23 protein-coding genes are annotated in these 23,797 nt (G+C 70.7%); 17 read left to right on the top strand and 6 right to left on the bottom strand.

Annotated elements, in window-relative coordinates; translation table 11 throughout:
• Positions 1 to 145 precede the first annotated feature (145 nt).
• Positions 146 to 2,305: an Hsp70 family protein gene (locus ACGGCP_RS17255; RefSeq protein WP_392967185.1), complete on the top strand. Its 2,160-nt coding sequence runs from the start codon at positions 146 to 148 to the stop codon at positions 2,303 to 2,305.
• On the opposite strand, the gene soxR is transcribed toward ACGGCP_RS17255, so the two are convergent.
• Positions 2,292 to 2,747 carry a redox-sensitive transcriptional activator SoxR gene (gene soxR / locus ACGGCP_RS17250; protein WP_392967183.1) on the bottom strand — a complete coding sequence of 152 codons (456 nt, stop codon included), beginning with the start codon at positions 2,745 to 2,747 and terminating at the stop codon, positions 2,292 to 2,294. The two genes, ACGGCP_RS17255 and soxR, sit on opposite strands and share 14 nt — an antisense overlap.
• 104 nt (positions 2,748 to 2,851) lie before the next feature.
• Here soxR and ACGGCP_RS17245 point away from each other — a divergent pair, with 104 nt between their 5' ends.
• Entirely contained in the window at positions 2,852 to 3,481 is a 630-nt protein-coding gene (locus ACGGCP_RS17245) for a transketolase (protein WP_392967290.1), read from the top strand.
• 9 nt (positions 3,482 to 3,490) lie between these two features.
• Positions 3,491 to 4,423 carry a transketolase family protein gene (locus ACGGCP_RS17240; RefSeq protein WP_392967181.1) on the top strand — a complete coding sequence of 311 codons (933 nt, stop codon included), beginning with the start codon at positions 3,491 to 3,493 and terminating at the stop codon, positions 4,421 to 4,423.
• 53 nt (positions 4,424 to 4,476) lie between these two features.
• On the opposite strand, the gene ACGGCP_RS17235 is transcribed toward ACGGCP_RS17240, so the two are convergent.
• Positions 4,477 to 4,935: a DoxX family protein gene (locus ACGGCP_RS17235; protein ID WP_392967179.1), complete on the bottom strand. Its 459-nt coding sequence runs from the start codon at positions 4,933 to 4,935 to the stop codon at positions 4,477 to 4,479.
• Between the two features lie 238 nt (positions 4,936 to 5,173).
• Entirely contained in the window at positions 5,174 to 5,746 is a 573-nt protein-coding gene (locus ACGGCP_RS17230) for a TetR/AcrR family transcriptional regulator (protein ID WP_392967177.1), read from the bottom strand.
• Between the two features lie 112 nt (positions 5,747 to 5,858).
• Between ACGGCP_RS17230 and ACGGCP_RS17225 the strand changes: the two genes are divergently transcribed.
• The 8 genes from ACGGCP_RS17225 to ACGGCP_RS17190 all read left to right on the top strand — a co-directional run bounded on the left by ACGGCP_RS17225 (position 5,859) and on the right by ACGGCP_RS17190 (position 13,988).
• Positions 5,859 to 6,062 carry a DUF3046 domain-containing protein gene (locus ACGGCP_RS17225; protein ID WP_392967175.1) on the top strand — a complete coding sequence of 68 codons (204 nt, stop codon included), beginning with the start codon at positions 5,859 to 5,861 and terminating at the stop codon, positions 6,060 to 6,062.
• A 128-nt stretch (positions 6,063 to 6,190) separates the two neighbouring features.
• On the top strand, positions 6,191 to 7,243 hold the full coding sequence (gene recA / locus ACGGCP_RS17220; protein WP_392967173.1) for a recombinase RecA: 1,053 nt from the start codon (positions 6,191 to 6,193) through the stop codon (positions 7,241 to 7,243).
• On the top strand, positions 7,218 to 7,754 hold the full coding sequence (locus ACGGCP_RS17215) for a regulatory protein RecX (protein ID WP_392967171.1): 537 nt from the start codon (positions 7,218 to 7,220) through the stop codon (positions 7,752 to 7,754). The genes recA and ACGGCP_RS17215 overlap by 26 nt, the downstream gene beginning before the upstream one ends.
• A 205-nt stretch (positions 7,755 to 7,959) precedes the next feature.
• Positions 7,960 to 9,558: a phosphoglycerate dehydrogenase gene (gene serA / locus ACGGCP_RS17210; RefSeq protein WP_392967169.1), complete on the top strand. Its 1,599-nt coding sequence runs from the start codon at positions 7,960 to 7,962 to the stop codon at positions 9,556 to 9,558.
• Positions 9,559 to 9,761: 203 nt separating this feature from the next.
• Positions 9,762 to 10,799, top strand: a complete 1,038-nt coding sequence (locus tag ACGGCP_RS17205; RefSeq protein ID WP_392967167.1) for a 3-isopropylmalate dehydrogenase — start codon at positions 9,762 to 9,764, stop codon at positions 10,797 to 10,799.
• Between the two features lie 182 nt (positions 10,800 to 10,981).
• Positions 10,982 to 12,079: a branched-chain amino acid aminotransferase gene (locus ACGGCP_RS17200; RefSeq protein ID WP_392967165.1), complete on the top strand. Its 1,098-nt coding sequence runs from the start codon at positions 10,982 to 10,984 to the stop codon at positions 12,077 to 12,079.
• A gap of 110 nt (positions 12,080 to 12,189) precedes the next feature.
• Positions 12,190 to 12,783, top strand: a complete 594-nt coding sequence (locus tag ACGGCP_RS17195) for a hypothetical protein (protein WP_392967163.1) — start codon at positions 12,190 to 12,192, stop codon at positions 12,781 to 12,783.
• Positions 12,780 to 13,988: a PrsW family intramembrane metalloprotease gene (locus ACGGCP_RS17190; protein WP_392967161.1), complete on the top strand. Its 1,209-nt coding sequence runs from the start codon at positions 12,780 to 12,782 to the stop codon at positions 13,986 to 13,988. The genes ACGGCP_RS17195 and ACGGCP_RS17190 overlap by 4 nt, the downstream gene beginning before the upstream one ends.
• A 25-nt stretch (positions 13,989 to 14,013) precedes the next feature.
• On the opposite strand, the gene ACGGCP_RS17185 is transcribed toward ACGGCP_RS17190, so the two are convergent.
• Together ACGGCP_RS17185 and ACGGCP_RS17180 are read right to left on the bottom strand one after the other, a co-directional pair.
• Complete coding sequence (locus ACGGCP_RS17185; RefSeq protein WP_392967159.1) at positions 14,014 to 14,709, bottom strand: hypothetical protein; 696 nt, start codon at positions 14,707 to 14,709, stop codon at positions 14,014 to 14,016.
• Between the two features lie 148 nt (positions 14,710 to 14,857).
• The gene (locus ACGGCP_RS17180; RefSeq protein WP_392967157.1) at positions 14,858 to 15,940 is read right to left on the bottom strand and encodes a polyprenyl synthetase family protein; all 1,083 of its coding nucleotides are present in this window, start codon (positions 15,938 to 15,940) and stop codon (positions 14,858 to 14,860) included.
• Positions 15,941 to 16,006: 66 nt separating this feature from the next.
• On the opposite strand from ACGGCP_RS17180, the gene metF reads away from it, so the two are divergent.
• The 6 genes from metF (at position 16,007) to ACGGCP_RS17150 (ending at position 22,495) form a co-directional block, all read left to right on the top strand.
• Positions 16,007 to 16,912 (top strand): methylenetetrahydrofolate reductase [NAD(P)H], encoded by a 906-nt coding sequence (metF, locus tag ACGGCP_RS17175; RefSeq protein ID WP_392967155.1) that lies wholly within the window; start codon positions 16,007 to 16,009, stop codon positions 16,910 to 16,912.
• Between the two features lie 121 nt (positions 16,913 to 17,033).
• A complete protein-coding gene (locus ACGGCP_RS17170; protein WP_392967153.1) occupies positions 17,034 to 17,642 on the top strand; it encodes a hypothetical protein in 609 nt (202 codons plus the stop codon).
• A gap of 155 nt (positions 17,643 to 17,797) precedes the next feature.
• The gene (locus ACGGCP_RS17165) at positions 17,798 to 18,178 is read left to right on the top strand and encodes a tetratricopeptide repeat protein (RefSeq protein ID WP_392967151.1); all 381 of its coding nucleotides are present in this window, start codon (positions 17,798 to 17,800) and stop codon (positions 18,176 to 18,178) included.
• A gap of 257 nt (positions 18,179 to 18,435) precedes the next feature.
• The gene (locus ACGGCP_RS17160) at positions 18,436 to 18,957 is read left to right on the top strand and encodes an SAV_6107 family HEPN domain-containing protein (protein ID WP_392967149.1); all 522 of its coding nucleotides are present in this window, start codon (positions 18,436 to 18,438) and stop codon (positions 18,955 to 18,957) included.
• A 196-nt stretch (positions 18,958 to 19,153) separates the two neighbouring features.
• On the top strand, positions 19,154 to 20,941 hold the full coding sequence (gene aspS, locus ACGGCP_RS17155; RefSeq protein WP_392967147.1) for an aspartate--tRNA ligase: 1,788 nt from the start codon (positions 19,154 to 19,156) through the stop codon (positions 20,939 to 20,941).
• A 183-nt stretch (positions 20,942 to 21,124) separates the two neighbouring features.
• Positions 21,125 to 22,495 carry a protein kinase gene (locus ACGGCP_RS17150; protein ID WP_392967145.1) on the top strand — a complete coding sequence of 457 codons (1,371 nt, stop codon included), beginning with the start codon at positions 21,125 to 21,127 and terminating at the stop codon, positions 22,493 to 22,495.
• Between the two features lie 122 nt (positions 22,496 to 22,617).
• Here ACGGCP_RS17150 and ACGGCP_RS17145 read toward each other — a convergent pair whose 3' ends face one another.
• Positions 22,618 to 23,682: a PQQ-dependent sugar dehydrogenase gene (locus tag ACGGCP_RS17145; RefSeq protein ID WP_392967143.1), complete on the bottom strand. Its 1,065-nt coding sequence runs from the start codon at positions 23,680 to 23,682 to the stop codon at positions 22,618 to 22,620.
• Positions 23,683 to 23,797 lie beyond the last annotated feature (115 nt).

The raw sequence follows: 23,797 nt of genomic DNA, 5'->3' as shown, positions 1-23,797 counted from the left end.
CCGCCGACGCCACCACCCGCGTGCCCCGTCGCCAAGAGGCTCTGGCCTGTGCGATCACCTTGCCGCCGAAAGCGTCCGATCCGCCCGTCGCGCCTCCCTAGTACGCTGGGGCGGTCCCGATTCCGACCCTTCAGAAAGCACGGCATTGGACTCCGCCTCCCGCACGGCCGCCGCGCTCGGCATCGACTTCGGCACCCACCACACGGTCGCGACCGTCCTGCGCGACGACGGCCGCCGCCACCAGCTCCTCTTTGAAGGCACACCCCTCCTGCCATCAGGGATATACCTCGACCACGAGTCATCCATCCTCGTGGGAAGCGACGCCGCCCGCGAAGGCCGCCGCCGTCCCGAACGCTACGAGCGCAACCCGAAGCTGCGTCTCGACGCCACCACGATCCTCCTGGGCGACAAGGAACTCCACGTCCGCGAGGCCGTCGCGGCGGTCCTGCGCCGGGTCATCGCCGACTGCGGCACCGCGGCTGGCGTGCCCCGGTCCGTGACAGTGACCGTCCCCGCCGGGTGGGGCCCGGCCCGCCGCCACGTCGTCGAGGACGCCGCCGCGAGCGCCGGGGCCGTGAGCCCGGTCCTCATGCCCGAGCCGGTCGCCGCCGCCCGCTACTTCGCGGAGGTCCTCGGCCACGAGCTCGCGCCGGGCCGCACCCTCGTCGTCTTCGACATGGGCGCGGGCACCTTCGACGCGAGCGCCGTGTCCCGCACCGAGGCCGGCTTCGACGTGCTCGCGGTCGACGGCTCCGACCGCATCGGCGGCCACTACCTCGACCAGGCCCTCGTCGACTACCTCGGCGGCCGCTTCGCCGGTTCCCCGGAGCGCGCCGCGCAGTGGGCCGCGCTCCTCGACCCCGACGCCGGAGCCGATCGCCTCCGCGACCGCTTCTCGCTCTACGACGAAGTGCGCGAAGCGAAAGAGCGCCTGTCGCGCCGCACGAGCACCGAGATCGCAGTGCCCGGCTTCGCCGTCGAGGAGCTGCTCACCCGCGCCGAACTCGAACTCCTGGCCCGGCCCCTCCTCGCACAGGCCGTCGAGATCACCCGCGCCGTGATCCGCGAGGCCGGGCTGACGCCCGACCAGGTCGCGGGCGTGTTCATGGTCGGCGGCGCGAGCCGGATGCCCTTGGCCGCCACCATGATCCACCAGGAACTCGGCGTCGCCCCGACCCTCATCGAGCAGCCCGAGCTGGTCGTCAGCGAAGGCGCGGTGTCAGTCCCCGCGGTGACGACGCCCCCGAACCCGGCGCCGACTTCGACTCCGGCGGTACTGCCGTACACCCCGGTCGCGCCGCCATTGCTCTCCCCACCGCAAACTCCCGCGGCCGGTGCCGCATCGGCCGTCCCGACATACACACCGGCGGCCGTAGCCGCAGCCCCGACGCAAGCCGCGGCGGCCGCCCCGCCGACCGCCGCCCCGGCCTCCACCCAAGCCCCCCAGACCGGCACCCTCCCGCCGCCGGCTCCCGCCGCGCCCGAACCGGACCGACGGTCGCCACGCCCGTTCACCCTGTTCGTGTTCGGCCTGATCATCACGCTCCTCGTCGGCCTGCTCATCTCCGAACTCCTCAACCGCGACGACGACGGCGACGGGACCGGCGGCGAGGGCCAGACCGGCTCGACCACAGCGTCCTCCGATCCCGCACCGACCCCCGGGGACATGTACGACGGCGAAGCGGTCTCCGAATGGGCCGAGGTCGCGATCGTCGACACCGAGACCACGGCCGGCTCGGTCACGATCGCCACCGACGCGGCCGCGGACCTGGAGGGCTGCCTGGCCGACATCAGGGGCACCGAGATCTCCGAGTTCGCGATCCCGGTGCCGTGCGACCAGTTCACCCTCGTGAACCTCTGGGCCTCGGACACCTACGAGATCTGGGTCTACCGCGAGAAGGCCTTCGAAGACGGGAAGGTCGCCACCGTCGAGACCACGGCCGTCACCGGCCAGGTCTACTGGGACTGCCCGCAGTCCCGCCAGTACTGCCAGGAGCAGGGCGGCGAGCCGGGCATCCGCGAGGTCTACACCGTCGCGGACAGCGCCATCGGCACCGCCGCCGTGGGCGAGCGCTTCGAACTCAGCTGCTACGAGGACGCCGAGGAGATCGTGCCGCGCGGCGAGGAGGAAGAGGGCTATCACGACTACCACCCGGGCAAGGACGCCTCAAGCCTCATGATCCAGGTCGAGATGGCCGATGGCGGCGTCGGCTACATTCCGTTCGTGTGGCTGGTGATCGACCCGGCCGATCTCAATTCCCTTGGCGGCCTTACCGAATGCCAGGACAACATCACGGCGTCCTGAACCCCAGCCGCGGCCCCTCGCCTTCGGCGGCGACCTTGTCCGAGAGGTTGTAGATCGCGCACCGGCTGATCGAGAGGCAGCCGCAGCCGATGCACCCGTCGAGCTCCTCCTGCAGGTTCCGCAGGTGCGCGATGCGCTCCTCGATGCGGCGGCTCCAATCGGTCGAGAGCCGCTGCCAGTCGGCGCGGTCGGGGATGCGCCCGTCCGGCAGCTGGTCGAGGGACGTCTTGATCTCGTCGAGGGACAGCCCGATCGACCTCGCGGCCCGGATGAACGCGACGCGGCGCAGCTCGGCGCGCCGGTAGCGGCGCTGGTTGCCGCCGGTGCGCACGGAGCGGATGAGCCCGAGCGTCTCGTAGTAGCGCAGCGCGGAGGTCTTGACGCCGGCGCGCGCGGCGAAGTCCCCGATCGTCAGCATCGTCGCCGGATCGTGCGAAGTCATGTGGCCCTGCTCACTTCGGTCTTTACTTCAAGTCGACTTGAAGTTACATGATTCCCGGCGTGAACGTCACTTTCGAACAGGTCCGGGAGCTCGCGAAGCGCACCGTGACCGACGTGCGGTACCCGGTCGTCAAGACCTACACCCTCGACGCCATATGGGTCCTCTACGACCGCGTCCTCCGCGTCGACCCGCGGCGGCCCGACGACCCGGCCCGCGACCGGTTCCTGCTGTCGAAGGGCCACGGCCCCAGCGCCTACTACGCCGTCCTCGCCGCCAAGGGCTTCTTCCCGGCCGGCTGGCTCGACGACGTCGCGTCCCTCGAATCGAGGCTCGGCTCCCACCCGGACGCCACCCTCGTCCCGGGCGCGGAGATCTCCTCCGGCTCGCTCGGACACGGCCTGCCGCTCGGCGTCGGCACCGCGCACGGCTTGCGCGCCAACGGTTTCCGCGACTCGCGCGTGTTCGTCCTCCTCGGCGACGCCGAGCTCGACGAGGGCTCGAACCACGAGGCGATCGCCTACGCCGGGGCCGTCGGCCTCGCGAACCTGAACGCGGTCGTCGTCGACAACGGCTCCGCCTCGCACGGCTGGCCCGGCGGCATCGCCTCCCGCTTCGCGGTCAACGGCTGGAGCGCCGCCACTGTGGACGCCGACGACCACGAGGCCCTGTACCGCTCCTTCACCGCCGCCCACCCCGACCGGCCGCACGTCACCGTGGCCGTCCACCGCCCCTAGGAGACTCCGATGGTGTTCCGAGCCGACCCGCTCACCGACGACATGCAGCCCTTGACGATGCGCGACGCCTGGGCCGCGCGCCTTTCCGACCTCGTCGACGCCGACCCGCGCGTCGCCGTGGTCCTCGCCGACATCTCGACCGACCTGTTCGCTGACGCCCTGAAGGCCCACCCCGACCGGGTGATCAACGTCGGCATCCGCGAGCAGCTCCTCGTCGGCGCCGCCGGGGGACTGGCCCTGGCCGGGCTGCGGCCGGTCGCCCACACCTACGCGCCGTTCCTCGTGGAGCGGGCGTTCGAGCAGATCAAGCTCGACTTCGAGCACCAGGGCACGAGCGGCGTCCTGGTGAGCGTCGGCGCGTCGTACGACTGGGCCGAGGGCAGCTTCACGCACTTCAGCCCGCGCGACGTGGCGCTGTTCGACACGCTGCCGGGCTGGCGGGTGTCCGTGCCCGGCCACGCCGCCGAGGTGCCGCCGCTGCTCGACCGCGCCGTGGCCGCCGATGAGGGCGTCTACATGCGGCTCTCGTTGCGCCACAACGAGAACCCGCACGCGGTCCCGGACGGCGGGCTGCTGGTCCTGCGCGAGGGCCGCCGCGCCACGGTGGTCGTCGTGGGCCCGCTGCTCGACAACGTGCTGGAGGCGACCGAAGGCCTCGACGTGACCGTTGCGTACACGAACACGCCGCGCCCGCTCGACACCGCCGCCCTGCGGGAGCTCGCAGCCGACACCGGCGACGCGGTCGTCATGGTGGAGCCGTACCTCGAAGGGACCTCGGCCTGGCTCGTGGCGAAGGCCTTCGAGGACCGCCCGCACCGGCTGCTGTCGATCGGGGTGGGCCGCGAGGAGCTGCGCCGCTACGGGACGGCGGCCGAGCACGAGCGCTTGCACGGACTCGACGCGGCGGGCATCCGCGACCGCGTGCGGCGGTTCGTGGCCTGAACGCGCGGAGCCTCCGAGCGATGCTCGGAGGCTCCTGTGCGGTTGTACGCGGGTCAGGCCATGCTCTCGGCCCGCGCCGGTTCGTCGCCGTGCTTCTTGTCGCCCACCTTGTTCAGCCACAGCGAGTCGACGGCGAGGGCGCCGCCTCCGGAGAAGCCGATGCCGATGGCGACGGCGGCCAGCAGGAGCACGTACTCGTACCCGCCCTCCTGGGAGAAGAACGGGCCGTCGAGCGGGTGCACGAAGTACATCGCGCCGAGCATGACACTGGCGAGCCAGAGCCCCGCGAGCGGTAGGAGCGCTCCCAGAACAAGCAGCGCGCCGCCGACGATCTCGGCGCCGACCGTGAAGTAGGCCGCCAGCGTGGGTGCCGGGATTCCCAAGCTGTCGAACCCTTGGGCCGTCGCGTCCATGCCGTTGACGCTGAACTTCTGCCAGCCGTGGGCGATGAAGACGACGCCGAGGACGACGCGTCCGATGAGGAGTCCGATCGGTTGGAGTCGGGTGATCATGTATGCCTCCCATGTGGGGTGTCGGGTCGCGGCGGCCTGCGAGAGGCACTGGAGTCCGGTCGGGGCCGACCGGGGCAGTGGAGGAGCCGCAACGACTTGATTGATTTTTCAATCAAAGCCACAGTGTAGCAACATATAACGATGTGCGTAAATATGTAGGGTCCAGGAATCTCTGGGGGGAATTGCGTGGCTCAGACGCAGTGACAGACGCCGGGACAACGGGCACAATGCCCTCCGCTCAGTGACGGCGCACGGCCTCTTCCACGAGCTTGAGGATCCGCGTGATGTCGAGGTCGTCGCGGCCCGTCGCCAGATAGCGCACCAGGCCGTCGTACATCAGCTGCAGGAACCCGGCCAGGACCTCGATGTCGACGTCCGTGCGCAGCACCCCGATCTCGCGCTGGTGCTCCAGCCGCTCCCGGCTCGCCTCCGCGATCGCCTCGCGCCGCCGCCCCCACGCCTCGGCGAACTCCGGGTCGGTGCGCAGCCGCCGCGCCACCTCCAGCTGCGTCCCGAGCCAGCCGGCGGTCTCGGGCTTGGCGGCGCCCGTCGTCAGGTCCTGCATCACGCCCACCAGGCCCCGCTCGGCCACGGTCGCGGCCATCTCCGCCGCGTCCACCGACGCCACGGCCAGGAACAGCGCGTCCTTGTCCCGGAAGTGGTGGAAGATCGCCCCGCGCGAGAGCCCCGTCGCCTCCTCGAGCCGCCGGACCGTCGCACCCTCGTATCCGAACTTGGCGAAGCACGAGCGGGCGCCGTCGAGGATCTGCTGACGGCGGGAGTCGAGGTGTTCTTGGCTGACGCGAGGCACCCGGCAATCTTGCCACCTGGGCTTGGCCCCGGCCCACTGAGTCGCCTACCGTTGTGCGGGTGGAACGGCAGGAACGGCGCACCGGCCGGTGCGCGGAGCGGGGGAGCGGCGCATGAAGCTGAGCGATTTCTGGGACCGGATGAACGAGACCTTCGGCGCGACGTACGCCCGGTCGGTCGCCTCCGACCACTCCATCGGCCAGCTCGGCGGCCGCACCATCGACCAGGCGCTCGCCGACGGCGAGAACGCCAAGGCCGTGTGGATGGCCGTCTGCCGGGCCTGGCCCGAGCGGATCCCGTCCCGCCTCGTGCGCTGAACCCGGTTCCCGAGGCTTCCTTATCTCTGCGAGATGGGCCCTGTTCGAACAAGCCGTTGTCCTAGGTTGTCGGTGGGGGCGACTACCGTGTTCGTATGGCTAAGCAGACAGGAACCAGGGGAGGCGGAATGAACTCCGCTCAGGACAAGTCCAAGGCGCTCGACCTCGCCTTGGCCCAGATTGACAAGCAGTTCGGCAAGGGCTCGGTCATGCGGCTGGGCGAGAAGCCCAAGCAGAACGTCAAGACCATCTCGACCGGCTCGATCGCGCTCGACGTGGCGCTCGGCGTCGGCGGCCTGCCGCAGGGCCGCATCATCGAGATCTACGGTCCGGAGTCCAGCGGTAAGACCACGATCGCCTTGCACGCCATGGCGAACGTGCAGGCCGAGGGCGGTGTCGCGGCGATGATCGACGCCGAGCACGCGCTCGACCCGATCTACGCCGAGAAGCTCGGCGTCAACGTCGACGACCTCCTCGTCAGCCAGCCGGACACCGGCGAGCAGGCCCTGGAGATCGCAGACATGCTGGTCCGCTCCGGCGCGGTCGACCTCATCGTCATCGACTCGGTGGCCGCGCTCGTGCCGCGCGCCGAGATCGAGGGCGAGATGGGCGACTCGCACGTGGGCCTCCAGGCCCGGCTCATGAGCCAGGCCCTGCGCAAGATCACCGGCGGCCTGAACACCACGGGCACCACGATGATCTTCATCAACCAGCTGCGCGAGAAGATCGGCGTCATGTTCGGCTCGCCCGAGACCACCGCGGGCGGCAAGGCGCTCAAGTTCTACGCCTCGGTGCGCCTCGACATCCGCCGGATCGAGACGCTGAAGGACGGCGGCGAGGCCGTCGGCAACCGCACCCGCGTCAAGGTCGTCAAGAACAAGGTCGGCTCGCCGTTCCGCCAGGCCGAGTTCGACATCCTCTACGGGCATGGCGTGTCCAAGGAGGGCTCGCTCATCGACATGGGCGTCGAGCACGGCATCGTGAAGAAGTCGGGCGCCTGGTACACGTACGAGGGCGACCAGCTCGGCCAGGGCAAGGAGAAGGCCCGCACGAACCTCAAGGAGAACCCGGACCTCGCCCTGGAGATCGAGAAGAAGATCAAGGAGAAGCTCGGCGTCGACGCCGCCGCGGCTGACGCACCCGCCGAGGACGAGATTGAAGAACCCCCGGTCGACTTCTAAGCCGAACGACCCCGAGGCGGCCCGGCAGTACTGTCTCAACCTGCTGTCGGGCCGGCCCCGCACGCGCACCGAACTCGGGGACTCGATGCGCCGCAAGGGCTTCGAGGAGGAGATCGTCACCGAGATCCTGGAGCGCTACGCCGAGGTCGGCCTCATCGACGACGCGGTGTTCGCCCGCGCCTGGGTCGAGTCGCGCCACCGCAGCCGGGGCCTGTCGAAGCGGAGCCTCGCGGGGGAGCTGCGCCGCAAAGGCGTCGACCCCGACTTCGTCGACGCCGCCGTCGAGCAGGTCAGCGACGACGACGAACGCGAGGCCGCCCTGGAGCTCGCCCGCCGCCGCTACCGGTCCCTCGCGGGCCAGCCCGACGACGCGGTGCTCCGCAAGCTCGTCGGCATGCTCGCCCGCAAGGGCTACGGCTCGGGCGTGGCGATCCCGGTCGTGAAGCAGGTCCTCGCGGAGGCGGAGAGCGACGCGGCGGAGCTGCTCGACGAGGACGCCCACTTCGAGTAGCCGCGGGTCTCACGGAACGGGCGGCGGCTCGTGAGGTGCGCGCTGTCCCGGCCGTGACCTGTGGGGCCTGACATGCGGGCGGCGTTCCATCATCCGGAACGCGGCAGGTCGGTAAGGAGCCGTTAACGCGTTCGACATACGATTGGCCGCGACGACGCAGCGCCGCGCCCGGTCCTCCGTCTCTCCTTACCTTTGCGAGGTATCCATGACCGAACCGAAACCCGTCGTGGTCATTGCCGACCCGCTCGCGCCCGCCGCGGTCGAAGTCCTCTCCGGGGACTTCGACGTCCGGGAGATCGACGGTACGAACGTGGAGTCCCTCCACGCCGCGCTGGTCGAGGCCGATGCCGTGATCGTCCGCTCCGCCACCACCATCGACGCCGCCGCCATGGAGCATGCGCCGAAGCTCAAGGTCATCGCCCGCGCGGGCGTGGGCCTGGACAACGTCGACCTGCCCGCCGCCACCGAGCGCGGCGTCATGGTCGTCAACGCGCCGACCTCCAACATCGTCTCCGCCGCCGAGCAGGCCATCACGCTGCTGCTCGCCAGCGCGCGCCACATCGCCCGCGCCGACGCCTCGCTGCGCGCCGGGCGCTGGGACCGCAAGAAGTTCACTGGCGTCGAGATCCAGGGCAAGACCCTCGGCGTGATCGGCTTCGGCAAGATCGGGCAGCTCGTCACGACCCGCATGCAGGCGTTCGACATGGACGTCGTCGCGTACGACCCGTACGCGCAGCCCGCGATCGCCGCGAAGCTCGGCGTCAAGCTCGTCGACCTCGACACGCTGCTGGCCGCCTCGGACTTCATCACGATCCACCTGCCGAAGACCCCCGAGACCGTCGGGATCCTCGGCGAGGACGCGTTCAACAAGGTCAAGCCGGGCGTGCGGATCGTCAACGCCGCGCGCGGCGGGCTCATCGACGAAGAGGCGCTCGCGGCCGCGCTGCAGGACGGCCGTGTGGCCGCCGCCGGGCTCGACGTGTTCGTCAAGGAGCCGTGCACCGACTCGCCGCTGTTCGCGCTCGACAACGTGGTCGCCGCCCCGCACCTGGGCGCGTCGACCCGCGAGGCGCAGGACAACGCCGGTCTCGCGGTCGCCAAGAGCGTCCGCCTCGCCCTCTCCGGCGAGTTCGTGCCGGACGCGGCGAACGTGCAGGCCGGGGGTGTCGTCCACGAGGACGTGCGCCCGCTGCTGCCGCTGGCCGAGCGCCTGGGCCGCACGTTCAACGCCCTCACGGGAGCGCCGGTCCAGTCGCTCACCGTCGAGGTCCGCGGTGACGTCGTCGACCACGACGTCACGGTCCTCCAGCTCGCGGCCACCAAGGGCCTGTTCGTGGACGTGGCCGATTCGGTCACGTACGTGAACGCGCCGCTCGTGGCGGACCAGCGCGGCGTCGAGGTCGGCCTCTTCGCCACGAAGGAGTCGCCGGAGTACCAGACGCTGCTGACGCTGCGCGGCGCGCTCGTGGACGGCCGGAGCCTCACGGTGTCGGGCACGATCAGCCCCGGCCCGCACGGCGGCCTGCGCCTGACCGAGATCGACGGGTTCGAGCTCGACATCGACCTGGACGGGTCGCTGCTGTTCCTGCGCTACACCGACCGCCCCGGCGTCGTCGGCCTCATCGGCGGCGCGCTCGGCGACCTCGGCATCAACATCGCCGCGATGCAGGTGGCCCGCAAGGCCGCCGGCGGCGAGGCCGTGATGGCGATGGCGCTCGACGCGCCGGTGCCCGCCGAGGTGCTGGGCCGCATCAAGGAGTCGGTCGGCGCGAGCGGCGTGAAGTCGGTGACCCTGCAGGACTAGGGCCTGTCCGGTGTGACGCGTCGACGCGTTCGCCGGTCCGGTTCCACCTGCTGAGAGTCGTTCGTCGGAATGCGGGACGGGTGCGTTAAGGTGAACGCATCCGCCCGCATTCCGCGTTTTCCGCTTTGAGAACCGGCCGGTCCGAGACCGGAAGCGGCGCACCAGTTCGCGTCAGCGACTGAGGACGAAACCAGAGAGGCAGCATGAGCAGGATCGCGGTCATCCCGGGCGACGGGATCGGGCAAGAGGTCATCGCCGAGGCGCAGAAGGTGCTCGCCGTGGCCCTTTCCGGCTACGAGTCGACCGAGTACGACCTGGGCGCGCGCCTCTACAACCGCACCGGTGAGGTCCTCCCTGAGAGCGTCCTGTCCGAACTGGACGGCCACGACGCGATCCTCCTGGGCGCCATCGGCGACCCGTCGGTCCCGCCGGGGGTCCTCGAACGCGGCCTGCTGCTCAAGCTCCGCTTCGAGTTCGACCAGTACGTGAACCTGCGCCCCAGCCGCCTGTACCCGGGCGCGGCCACGCCGCTGGCCGACGTCAAGCCCGGCGACATCGACTTCGTGGTCGTCCGCGAGGGCACCGAGGGCCTGTACACCGGCGCCGGAGGCAACCTCCACACCGGTTCGGCCGCGGAGATCGCGACCGAGGAGTCCCTGAACACCCGCTACGGCACCGAGCGGGTCATCCGCGACGCGTTCGAGCGCGCCAAGCGCCGCCGCGGCCACCTGACCCTGGTCCACAAGACCAACGTGCTCGTGCACGCCGGCGGGCTCTGGAAGCGCACCTTCGACGAGGTCGCCGCCGAGTACCCGGACGTCACGACCGAGTACCAGCACGTCGACGCGGCCGCGATGTTCCTGGTGAACCGCCCCCACACGTTCGACGTGATCGTCACCGACAACCTGTTCGGCGACATCCTCACCGACATCGCCGCGGCGGTGACCGGCGGCATCGGCCTGGCCGCGACCGGTTCGATCAACCCCGACCACACGCACCCGTCGACGTTCGAGCCCGTGCACGGCTCGGCCCCCGACATCGCCGGTCAGGGCATCGCCGACCCGGTCGCCGCGATCTCCTCCACGGGTCTCCTCCTGGAGCACCTGGGGCGCCCCGACGCGGCCGCCGCGGTGAACGCCGCGGTCGAGCGCGAGCTCGCCGGACGCGAGTCCGGCACCAAGATCCGTACCAGCGAGGTAGGCGACCGAGTAGCCGCCGACGTCGCCGGACAGCTCAGCTAACACCCAAGCAGCTACGACGCCCGGCGGGCCAGCGCTCCGACAGGAGCGCCTCGCCGGGCGTTTTTCCGTGTCGGCATCCGACCGGGCCACGCGCCGCCCGACCACCTGAACGAGCGGTAAGTTAGGCATCAGGACCGAATACAGCACCGCACCCGAGCCACCTGCACTGAAGGACAGAACCAATGACCAGCGAAGGTCTTCCCGACCTGCGGCGCGAGCCGCACCCGAACCCGACCCCCGCCGCCGAGCGGGACGCGCTCATCGCCAACCCCGTGTTCGGCACCGTGTTCACCGACCACATGTTCCAGATGACCTGGACCGAGGGCCGCGGCTGGCACAGCGCCACCGTCAAGCCCTACGGGCCCCTCACGCTCTCCCCGGCGGCGGCGGTCCTCCACTACGCCCAGGAGATCTTCGAGGGCCTGAAGGCCTACCGCTACCCCGACGGCGGCATCGGCCTGTTCCGCGCCGAGGCCAACGCCCGCCGCCTCAACCTCTCGGCCCGGCGCATGGCCATGCCGGAGCTGCCCGAGGAGTGGTTCCTCGCCTCGATCCGCGAGCTCCTCGCCGTCGACGGCGACTGGGTCCCCAGCCAGGAGGAGGCCAGCCTCTACCTGCGCCCGTACATGTTCGCCTCCGAGGCGTTCCTCGGCGTGCGCCCCGCCAAGGAGTTCACGTACCTGGTCATCGCCTCCCCGGCGGCCGCCTACTTCAAGGGCGGCCCCAAGCCGCTCACGCTGTGGGTCTCCGAGGAGTTCAACCGGGCCGGGCCGGGCGGCACCGGCGCGGCCAAGTGCGGCGGCAACTACGCCGCGAGCCTGCTCCCGCAGGCCGAAGCCATGGAGCACGGCTGCGACCAGGTGGTCTTCCTCGACGCCGTCAAGTACGAGAACGTCGACGAGCTCGGCGGCATGAACCTGTTCTTCGTCTACGAGAACGAGCGGGTCCTGTACACGCCGAAGCTCGGCACGATCCTCCCCGGCATCACCCGCGACGCGATCTTCACGCTCGCCACCGAGGCGGGCTGGGAGGTCCGCGAGACCGACTACTCGCTGGCCCGCTGGCGGGACGACGCGCAGTCCGGCGTGCTCTCCGAGGCGTTCGCGTGCGGCACCGCCGCCGTGATCACCCCGGTCGGCACCGTCAAGGGCCGCAGCGGCGAGTTCCAGGTGAACGGCGGCGAGGCCGGCAAGTTCACCATGCAGCTGCGCCAGACCATCCTCGACCTCCAGCACGGCCGCGCCGAGGACACCCACAACTGGACGACGAAGGTCGCCTGAGCCCTTCCGCGGCAGGGGCGTTCGCACCCCGGGTCGCGGCATTCGGGACCAATCCCGGTCCCCTTCCCGTACCTTGATATCCACGCGTGTCAAGGCTCGGGGAGGGGACTTTGGGCGACGTCACCATCCGTCTGAACCGGTTCGGGATCGAACGCGGCCGCCTCTGGCAGGCCGTGGTCGCGGCGTTCGCGATCGCGCTGCCGCTGGTGTTCTGGATCGGCATCGAACGGGCCCTCGGCGACTCGGTGCAGGAGATCGACACCGGCGAGACCCTCTACCTCCAGTCCTACCCGGTGACCGGCGCGAGCCTGGAGTTCACCCTCCCCGGCTCCGGCTGGACCTCGCCGGGCATCCACATGGCCGACCAGCGCCAGAACTTCCGCCACGGCGCGCTCACCGCCGCCGTCGAGGTCGACACGCACGTCGACAGCCTCACCACGCTGCTCGACCGCCGCGCCGACCAGGCCAACGCCGGAGCGGGCTCGGTCCACAACAACACCCGGCCTTACACGAACGAGGCCTCGGGCCTGTCCGGGTACCGCGCCGACATCGTCGGCCTCGACACCGCCGGTTCGATCACCGTGGTGGGCGAGGACGGCGGCGCGGCCGCGATCCTCATCCTCGTCGCCCCCGGCGCCGACCCGTCCAGCGCCACCGTCGACCCCGACCCGTTCATCGGCACGTTCAAGCTGGAGGGCAAGTGAGCGTCCGCACCGAACGCGTCGTCGTCGAGAGCCAGGGAGCGTTCGTCCGCATCCGCCGCCCCGCCTACTGGCTGTTCGTCGCGTGCCTCGTCTACGGCCTGCTCGAACTCGGCCGCGTCCTATCGCCCGACTACGGCGACATCGCGACCGCGCTGTGGGCCTCGATCGGCGTGAACGCGGTGCTCGCGTTCTTCTTCCTCGACATCCTCGCCCGCCTCGACCTGTTCGAGCGCGAACCGCCGACGGTGCGGGCCGCCGCGATGTGCTGGGGCGGCCTCGCCGCCGTCGCGTTCGCGATGTTCGCCAACGACGCCGCGCTCGTCGTCCTCGCCGAGTTCACCGACGCCCAGTGGGCCCGCACGTGGGGGCCGCCGATCGTCGGACCGCTCAACGAGGAGTGGCTCAAGGCCATGGGCGTGGTCATGCTCGTCCTCATCGTGCGCGAGCACTTCGACCGGTCCATCGACGGCCTCATCTACGGCGCCCTGGTCGGCCTGGGCTTCCAGGTCGTCGAGAATCTCACGTACGCCATCAAGTACGCGGTCATGAACCCCAACTCGGACTTGACCGGGGCGCTCACGGTGACGTTCACGCGCGTCCTCGTCGCCGGACCGTGGTCGCACCCGCTGTACACCGGCGCGGCCGGGCTCGGCATCGCGTTCTTCGTGACCCAGACGCGCCGCCGCTTCAGCACCCGGTTGGGCGTCGCGGTCGGCCTGTACGCGCTCGCGCTGGGGATGCACGGCCTGTGGAACATGCCGCTGCCCTCGAGCCTGCCGCCCGCGCTGGGCATCCCGCTCAGCTACGGCAAGGGCCTGATCATCCTCGGGCTGTTCTTCGTGCTCTACCATTTCGCGGCCCGCGCGGAATGGCACTGGTTCGTGACCACGATGTCCGATCAGGACGAAGGGATCATCACGACCGACGACCTCACGGACATGCGCTCGCTGCGCTCCAGGCGCAAGGCCCGGCAGCACGCGCACCGCAAGTGGGGCAAGGAGGCCTCGCACCTGCTCGGGCAGCTCCACCGGGAGCTGGTCAACCTGGCGACCCTCGTCGCCCGCGACCAGCGCCGGGGGGACGCGGTCGAGGAGGGGCCCGACGTGGCCGCCGTCAAACGCAACATCGCCGCGATCAGGGCCGAGCTCGCCGAAGCGACGGGCCGCACGGCGGCTCCCGCCGAGGCGGGCGCTGGCGGTCAGTGACGAAGCGACGCAACGCGTTTCCCGCTCAGCCGATGCGGCCCTTGCGGGGGACCGGCGCGGACGAGCCGCTGCGCGGGGCCTGCTCGGCGGACGCCTCGGTCGTGGGCTCCGGCGTCGAGGTCGGCGTCCCAGTTGGGCCGTCGGTGGTCGGCAGCGACGCGCTCGGCGTCGGCTCCTCCGTGGTCGGCGCGTCCGACGTGGGCTCCTCCTCGGTGGGCTCCTCGGTCGGCTCCTCCGTGGTCGGCTCGTCCGTCGGCTCCTCGGTGGGTTCCTGTGTGGGCGTAGGCGACTGCTCGCCGCCCTCCTCGACCGGGTCCGTGGTGCGCCCGTCGACCGGCACGAGCCCGGGCGCGCCGCCGGGGTTCCTGCCCCCCACGTCGCTGGAGGTCGCGTCCTCGGCGACCTCTGGGTCCGCGCCGCCGCCGCCGTCGTCGGCCGCAGGCGGCTGCGAGGTCGCCTCCGGAGCGGACTCCGCGTCCTGGCCCGTCGTGTCAGCGCCCAGGCCGAACCAGCCCTCGGTGATGTCCGCGCCCTCGTCCGCCAGGTTCTGCAGCCCCGGCACGGGCTCGCGCAGGAGCGCGCCGGTCGCGATCATGCCGCCCGCGACGGCCACCACCGCGATCGCGCCGGCCCGCCGGAAGCGCCGCGACTGGCGCAGGTCGTAACCGAGGGAGCGGAACGCGCCCTTGGTCTCGCGCCCGATGGCGCCGAAGAGTCCCACTGTTTCCCACCGTCCGTTTCGTGTCCTTCACTCGGATCAACGAGTGAGGGCACGAGTGGTAACCGTTGGGTCACCCGTGCGGGTGTCATTCGGCCCATTCGGGTGAATGGGGACCGGCCGAAAATACCTAGTCCAACGTGGACTGAACTCAGAAGTCCCGCTTCACGGCCTTGACCAGCAGCCCCGCGAACACCTGCAGCGTCGCCGGGTCCACGTCCGGGCGCGAGTCCTCCAGCGCCGCTTCGGCTTCCGCCGCGAGCGAGGCGATCCGCTCCTCCGTGTCCGCCAGCGCCCCCGTGTCCATCAGGACCGCCCGCAGCCGCTGCACCCCGGCCTCGTCCAGGTCCGGGTCGCCCAGCCCCGCGTCCAGGGCCGCCCGCTGCGCCGCGTCGGCCGCCGCCGACGCCCGCGCGATGAGGAACGTGTGCTTGCCCTCCCGCAGGTCGTCACCGGCGGGCTTGCCGGTCTGCGCCGGGTCGCCGAACACGCCCAGCACGTCGTCGCGCAGCTGGAACGCCTCGCCCAGCGGCAGCCCGATCGCCGAGTAGTGCGCGCGCACCCGCTCGGGCGCGCCCGCCAGCGACGCGCCGATGAGCATCGGCCGCTCGATCGTGTACTTCGCGGACTTGTACCGCGCGACCTTCGCCGCCGTCGCCTCCGAGACGTCCCGGCGCACCTCCGACAGGACGTCGAGGTACTGCCCGGCGCTCACCTCGGTGCGCATCAGGTCGAAGTCGCTCCGCGCCGCCGCGACCGCCGCGAAGGGCATCCCCGCCGAGCAGAACAGCTCGTCCGACCAGGCCAGGCACAGGTCGCCCAGCAGGATCGCCGCCGCCGCCCCGAACCCGCCGGGCCGGCCCGACCAGCCCTCCGCCTCGTGCAGGGCCGCGAACCGCTTGTGGATCGACGGCATGCCCCGGCGCGTGTCCGAGCCGTCGATGAGGTCGTCGTGCATGAGCGCCGACGCCTGGAGCAGCTCCAGCGACGCCACGCACGCCACGAGCTCCTCGGAATCCTCAAGCCCCGCGCCCCGCGCGCCCCAGTACGCGAACGCCGGGCGCAGCCGCTTGCCGCCCATGAGCACGAAATCGCGCACCGCGTCCGCGTACGCCCCGAGGCTGTCGTCGATACCGCAGATCACGGCGGCCTGCCGGTCCAGGAACACGGTCAGGGCGGCGTCGATGCGGTCGTTGAGCTCCACGGGTCGAACCCTAGGCTCCTGCCGTTCCATCCCAACTATTGGGTGGTCGCCAGTGCAGGTCAGAACACGTGTACCGGAGCCGTTACATTTGCAGGCATGACTCTCGGAGTGCCCAGCGTGATGCCGCAGAAGACCGCCAAGATCGGTGATCTGCTGCGCTCAGGGCTCCCGAAGTTCTCGTTCGAGATGTTCCCGCCCCGCGACGAGAACGCCGACACCGTCCTGTGGCGCACCATCCGAGCACTGGAGGGCCTGAACGCCGACTACGTCTCCGTCACCTACGGCGCGGGCGGCTCGACCAGGCAGAAGACCGTCGAGACGACCGACCGGATCAACTCCGAGACGACCCTCCTGACCATGGCCCACTGCACGGCCGTGAACCACTCGATCGCCGAGCTGCGCAACCTCATCGGCCACTTCGCCAACGTCGGCGTGCGCAACATCCTCGCCGTGCGCGGCGACCCGCCGGGCGACCCGCGCGCCGACTGGGTCCAGCACCCCGAAGGCGTCCTCCACGCCCGCGAACTCGTCGAACTCATCAAGGAGTCCGGCGACTTCAGCGTCGGCGTCGCGGCCTTCCCCGAGGGCCACCCGCGCGACGTCGACTGGGACACGGGCGTGCGCCGCTTCGTCGAGAAGTGCCGCGCCGGGGCCGACTTCGCGATCACGCAGATCTTCTACGACGTCGACGACTACCTGCGCCTGCGCGACGCCGTCGCCGCCGCGGGCTGCGACATCCCGATCGTCCCGGGCATCATGCCCGTCACGAACATCAGGCAGATCGAGCGGTTCGCCGTGCTCACCGGCATGACCTTCCCCGAGCCGCTGGCCGCGCGCCTGCGCGCCGTCGAGGACGACCGCGACGCCATCCGCGACATCGGCGTCGAAGTCGCCACCGACATGGGCGCCCGGCTCCTCGCCGAAGGCGCCCCCGGGCTGCACTTCACCACCCTCAACCACTCGCGCTCCACCCGCCGCGTCTGGCAGAACCTCCGCCCGTAGCCGTCGCACGAGTGTCGGCTACCCGATCGAGGGATTGCGGTCACCGTACAGACACGTAGAGTCCTCTTCTATGTTCGATGCTGCGAATGCGCGGTTGATGCCGTCTGCTACAACAACATCCATGCGCACCCGAGTGCCCGCCGACTCCCTTGTAGGCAGGGTCATCCTCTCCACCCGGTTCCAGCCCGGCGCCGTCGTCGGCATCGGCCTGTTCGCCAGCCTCCTCATCCCCGCCTGCGTCCTCCTCGGCGGCCCGATCATCCTCGTCTCCCTGCCACTCATCGCGATCACGGCGCTGGCGGACGCGTCGTACGCGCTGCTGGCGGCGCGCTCGACGAGCCTCTCGCGCCGCGTCCTGGTGTTCGAGCCGCTCGCCGCCCGCCTCTCGGAGGGCGCGTGGCTCATCGCGCTGTGGTTCCTCGGCGCGCCCGGCTGGAGCGTCACGGTCACCGGCGCGCTGTGCTGGATGTACGTGCTCACCCGCAACCGGGCCCGGCAGGTCGGCCTGCGCGACCTCGGCATGACCACGATGGGGGAGCGGTCGGTCCGCGAACTCGTCGTCGCGCTCGGCTTCGGCGCGGCGGGCGTGATCGCGGTCGCGGGCGGCGGGCAGTACGAGCAGTGGATCGGCGGTGCGATCACGATCGCGGTGACGGCCTGGATGCTGCTGGCCGCACTGGGGCTGCTGCAGCTGGTGATCGTGGTCTCGACGGCGCTGCGGAACGACTGACGCGCTGGAGTGCCGTACCCCGATGTCACCCTTACTGTGCCGATTGCCGGCTCGCAAGCTTCGCCGGACCGGGGGTCCAGTGATGTCCGTCTTGAAGGCTAAGGCCGGAATTGCGGGCCGGGAATGTTCCGCGGAGCCCTCGTGTTGTTCCCTCCATGCGCTACGAAGACATCACCGACGACCAGATCGCCGCTTTCATCGACTCCAGCTCGCGGCCGCGCCAGGTCCCTGAGGAGACCCGACGGCTGCGCGACGCCGAGGAGATGCTCGCCCTGAAGGACCCGCTCGCGGCCCTGCAGTTCCTCGCGCCGCTGCTGCGCGACCACCCGGACCACCCGGACGTCATGCTCACCGCCGCGCGCGCCTACTTCAAGTCGGCGCAGCTGAACAAGGCGCTGGAGCTGTCCGAGAAGATGGTCGAGGCCAACCCGGCGGACTTCTACGCCAGGCTGCTCCTGGGCCGGACCCTCCAGCGGCTGGGCCGCGCCGACGAGGCGCGCGGCCACCTCCGCATGATCGACCAGATCGCCGAGTAGCCCGCAAGGCGCGGGCCGCGAAGCGCAGGCGCCCGCGTTCTTTCGAACACCCGGTGTGCCTCAGGCGAATGCCGAGGGGCCGTGAGCCGTCAGGTTCACGGCCCTTTTCTGTTGTCGTGCAATGACAGTGCTGTCGGATGCGCGACAGTCCGTAGTGATTCGCTGATTTCGGGCGACGATGGGGGTTGGAAATGTCGGACCCCTGTGGTTCCATATTTCTCGAACGCAAGTTCGAACAGGTTATGGAGGCCCACGTCATGGCAGCTTCTCGACCCGCCGTTTCTCGATCCGCCTCGCCCGTGGGAACCCGCGGCGCGAGCGGTCCCCGACTGGTGCAGGCGGGCACCGTGCAGAACTCCCGCCTGCGCATCCCCGCAGACCAGCTCCCCAACCGCTCCCCGCTCCAGCTCCTCGCCACCGCCCGGGTCGACCTCGACGACGCCGCCGAGCGGACCCGTCCCGGCGAGCGCTACGCGGAGGCCCACCTGGCCGCCCTCCGGGTGGCCGTGGCCGTGCTCGCCGTGCGGGCGGGCGACGCCACGAGCAGCAGGCGGCGGCCCGGCCGCCCGTCGAGCACCTGGGAGCTCCTGCGGGGCGTGGCCCCGGAGCTGGAGGAGTGGGCATCGCACTTCGCCCGCACCGCCCGCAAACGGGTCCTCGCGCAGGCCGGCATCCCCGACATCGTCACGCCCGAGGAGGCCGACGCCATCGTCGCCGACGCGCGCCGCTTCCTCGACGTGGTGGTGCGCCTCCTCGGCTTCAGCGCACTGGCACGCTGAAGCCGAGGTGCAGCAGCGCGGTCGCGCGCTGAGCACAGGTTCACGGTCACGGTCCGGGTGACCGCCGACGTGCCTGGCGGCATGGCTGCCGCCGGGCCGCACCGGCGGTTATACGATTGCTGCTGGCGCTCGGCATTCGCGAGAATGGTTTGCAGCACCATCGACCAAACCGTTTCCTTCGAGGAGTTTTGAACCCGTGTATCGGACACACCTCGCCGGCACGCTGAGTGCCGCTGACGTCGACCAGCAAGTCACCCTCGCCGGATGGGTGGCGCGTCGCCGCGATCACGGCGGGGTGGAGTTCGTGGATCTTCGCGACGCTTCTGGCGTCGTCCAGGTCGTCTTCCGCGACTCCGCGGCAGCCGAAGCCGCCCAGAAGCTCCGCAACGAATACTGCGTCTCGATCACCGGCACCGTCGCGCGCCGCCCCGAAGGCAACGAGAACCCCGACCTGCCGACCGGCGAGATCGAGATCAACGCGACCGTCCTCGAGGTCCTCTCCGAGGCCGCGCCGCTGCCGTTCCAGATCGACGAGCACGTGGACGTCTCCGAGGACATCCGGCTGCGCCACCGCTACCTCGACCTGCGCCGCACCGGCCCGAACAACGCGATCCGCCTGCGCTCCAGGGCGAACCACATCGCCCGCAGCCTCCTGGTCGAGGACGGCTACGTCGAGATCGAGACCCCGACGCTGACCCGCTCGACCCCCGAGGGCGCCCGCGACTTCCTCGTGCCCGTGCGCCTCCAGCCCGGCACCTGGTACGCCCTGCCGCAGTCGCCGCAGCTGTTCAAGCAGCTCCTCATGGTCGGCGGCTTCGAGAAGTACTTCCAGATCGCCCGCTGCTACCGCGACGAGGACTTCCGCGCCGACCGCCAGCCCGAGTTCACCCAGCTCGACATCGAGGCCTCCTTCGTCGACCAGGACGACGTGATCGACCTGGGCGAGCGCGTCGTGCAGGCCCTCTGGGCCGAGCTCGCCGACCACCAGATCCAGCTGCCGATCCCACGCATGACCTGGCACGACGCCATGGACCGCTACGGCTCCGACAAGCCCGACCTGCGCTTCGGCCAGGAGCTCGTCGAGCTCACCGACTACCTGCGCGGCACCGAGTTCCGCGTGTTCGCGGGCGCGATCGACGCCGGCGGCTACGTCGGCGCGGTCGTCATGCCCGGCGGCGCCTCCCAGACCCGCAAGGAGCTCGACGGCTGGCAGGACTGGGCCAAGGCGCGCGGCGCCAAGGGCCTCGCCTACATCACCTTCAACGCCGAGACCGGCGAGCCGAAGGGCCCCGTCGCCAAGAACCTCTCCGAGGAGCACCTGGCCGGGCTCGCCGACGCCGTCGGCGCCAAGGCCGGGGACGCCGTGTTCTTCGCCGCCGGCGCGGACCGCCGCGAGGCCCAGGAGCTGCTCGGCGCGGCCCGCCTCGAGGTCGGCAGGCGCACCGGCCTCATCGACCAGGACGCCTGGGCGTTCTGCTGGGTCATCGACGCCCCGATGTTCGAGGCCACCGAGGACGGCGGCTGGACCGCGATCCACCACCCGTTCACCTCGCCGAACCCCGAGTGGGTCGACAAGTTCGAGACCGACCCGGCCAACGCGCTCACCTACGCGTACGACATCGTCTGCAACGGCAACGAGCTCGGCGGCGGTTCGATCCGTATCCACGACGCGAAGGTCCAGAGCCGCGTCTTCGACCTGCTCGGCCTCTCCCACGAGGAGGCGAAGGAGCAGTTCGGCTTCCTCCTCGAGGGCCTGAAGTACGGCGCCCCGCCGCACGGCGGCATCGCGCTCGGCTGGGACCGCGTCTGCATGCTGCTGGCGAAGTCCGACTCGATCCGCGACGTCATCGCGTTCCCGAAGGCCGGCGGCGGCGTCGACCCGCTGACCTCGGCTCCCACCACGATCACGCCCCAGCAGCGCGCCGAGGCCGGGATCGACTTCGTGCCTGAAGAGGAAGCGGGTACCGAACCGGTTGCCGGTTAGCCCTACGATGTCGTAGTGGGCGGCCCGGGCCTACGGCCCGGGCCGCCGTTTCGTTCAGGCGTGCCCGGTTGCCCCTCAGCCAATTCCGACTGGCAGGAGTCCGTGAAGGCGGCGACCGCGGCGCGTTGACGGCTGCTATATGTAACATCCGTCCGATGCAGGAGTAAGAGGAGCGGGTTCGACGTGCAGAGCGGGACCTTGGTGGCGGGTCGCTATCGATTGGATGAGCGGCTTGCCGCAGGTGGCATGGGGGAGGTCTGGAAAGGCACCGACACCCGGCTCGGCCGCACCGTAGCGATTAAGGTCCTCCACGCTGGACTGTCCAGTAACGACAAATTCCGCACCCGCTTCCAGCTGGAGGCCAGGGCCGTGGCGGCTTTGCAGTCGCCGGGGATCGTCGCGCTCTACGACTACGGCGAAGAGACCAACGACGACGGCGAAGTCTCTTACCTGATCATGGAACTCGTGCGCGGCCGCTCGCTCGCCGAGATCCTGCGCGACCGCGGCCCGCTCCCGCCCGCCGAGGTCATGCAGATCGTCGCCGCCGCCGCCGACGCCCTCGAGACCGCGCACCGCCACGACATCATCCACCGCGACATCAAGCCCGCCAACATCCTCGTCGACGAGGAGACCGGCGCGGCCAAGATCGTCGACTTCGGCATCTCCGCCGCGCGCGGCGCCTCCGGCCTCACCGAGACCGGCACGGTCATGGGAACGCTCGCGTACGCGTCCCCCGAGCAGCTCAACGGCGCGGAACTGACCGGCGCGAGCGACCTCTACTCGCTCGGCATCGTCGCCTACGAAGCGCTCATGGGCCGCCCGCCGTTCGTCTCCGACACGCCCGTCGCGGTCATGAACGGCCACATGACCCAGGCCCCGCCGCCGCTCTCGCGCGACATCCCCGCCGGGGTCGCCCAAGTCGTGCTCCAGTCGCTCCAGAAGGACCCGCGCGCCCGCTACACGTCGGCCGCCGAGATGGCCCGCTCCGCACGCGAGGGACGCGTCGTCACCGGCGGCATTCCGGTCTCTCCGACTACGCCGCCCGACGGGCAGCAGACCCAGTACTTCGGCTCCGACCAGACCGCGCTCCTGGGCGCGGGTGTCGCCGCGGGCGCTGGCAACACGGCCGAGCAGCCCACGGGTCAGCTGGCGCAGCAGGAGGAGAAGGGCAACGTAACCCCGTGGATCATCGCCGCTGCAGTCGTCGCGGCGCTGGTCATCATCGGCCTGATCATCTGGTGGAACATCGTCAACGGCCGCGACGCGGAGATCCAAGACCCCACTTCACCGTCGCCGTCGGCCGAGACCAGCGAGGTCGCGCCGACCACCTCTGAGGCGGCGACCACTGAAGACGACGACGATGACGACAACTGGCAGCCGTCCACCGCCGAGGAGACCTCCGAGACGCCAAGCGAGACGCCTTCGGAGGAGCCGAGTTCAGAGGACCCGACCTCCGATGAGCCGAGTTCCGAGGACCCGCCCACCTCCGAGGACCCGCCGACTTCTGAGGACCCCGTCGACCCGACGACCGAAGCCAGTCCTGCCGCTGGCTAGCGGCCGCAACGACTACGAGGCCCCGGGCACTGCCCGGGGCCTCATTGTCGTTGCGGCGGCCGATCGGCGCTGAGACGGGGCCGAGTGGGGGAGCGATGCCGTTTCGCGGCCGCCTCCCGCGCTCAGCCTCCGATCGGGCGGTAGCGCACGACCTTGTCCTGTCCGCCGCCGTTGGACGTGGTCACCCACAGCCAGCCGTCCGGGCCGAGCTCCACCGTGCGGATGCGTCCGAGGTCGCCTTCGAGGACCGCGACCGGTTCGCCCGCTTCGCCGCCGCCCACCGGCACCGTCCACAAGCGCTGGCCGCGCAGCGCCGCGACGTACATCGTGTCGCCCACGACCTCCGCGCCCGAAGGCGAGGCCTCGGCCGTCGTCCAGGTGACGAGCGGGTCCACGAACTCCGGCCCGCCGCCGGTCCCTTCGACCTCCGGCCAGCCGTAGTTCGCGCCGGGCTCGGCGTAGTTCAGCTCGTCCCAGGTGTTCTGGCCGAGCTCGGAGAAGTACAGGCCGCCGTCGGCGTCCCACGACAGGCCCTGCACGTTCCGGTTGCCCCACGTGTACACGAGGGACCCCGCGATCGGGTTGTCCTCGGGCACGGTCCCGTCCGCGTTGGCGCGCAGGATCTTCCCGCCGAGGCTGTCGAGGTCCTGCGCGTTCGCGGTGTCGTTCGCGTCGCCGGTGGTGATGTACAGCTTGCCGTCGGGCCCGAACGCGAGCCGCCCGCCGTTGTGGTTGAGCGCCGAGGGGATCCCGGTGACGACCGGCTCCGGCTCGAACGAGTCGAGCGTGAACCGCACGACCCGGTTGTCCTCGGCGGTCGACACGTACGCGTACACCCACCCGTCGGTCGTGAACGTCGGCGAGACCGCCAGTCCGAGCAGTCCGCGCTCGTCGAGCTGGCTCGTGCCGCCCACGACCTCGAGGCTGCCGAGGACGACCGGGTCGGCGTCGGTGCCGATCCGCAGCACGTCGCCGGAGTTGCGTTCGGCGACGATCCCCGATCCGTCGGGTAGGAACCCGAGCCCCCAGGGGATGGTGAGTCCGGTGGCGACCGTGTCGCCGGTGTTGAAGTCGAACGCCGGGTCCTGCAGGGGCTCCGGGCCCTCCTCTGCCGAGGCGGTGGCCGTGCCGACGGCCAGGGCCAGTCCCGTGAGCGCCGCGCCGATGGCGGGCAGTCTGCGTCGCATGGCTGCTCCTTGTCTCTCTTGGTGCCGGGAAAGAAAGCGAGGAAAAGATGATATAGAGGTATATCAATCTAATTGCCATCGTAAGCACGATTGGGGACGGATGTCCAGGCGAGCG

Source organism: Glycomyces sp. NPDC048151 (genome assembly GCF_043202775.1).
Lineage (GTDB): Bacteria > Actinomycetota > Actinomycetes > Mycobacteriales > Micromonosporaceae > Glycomyces.
This window is presented reverse-complemented; position numbering and strand designations above follow the sequence as displayed.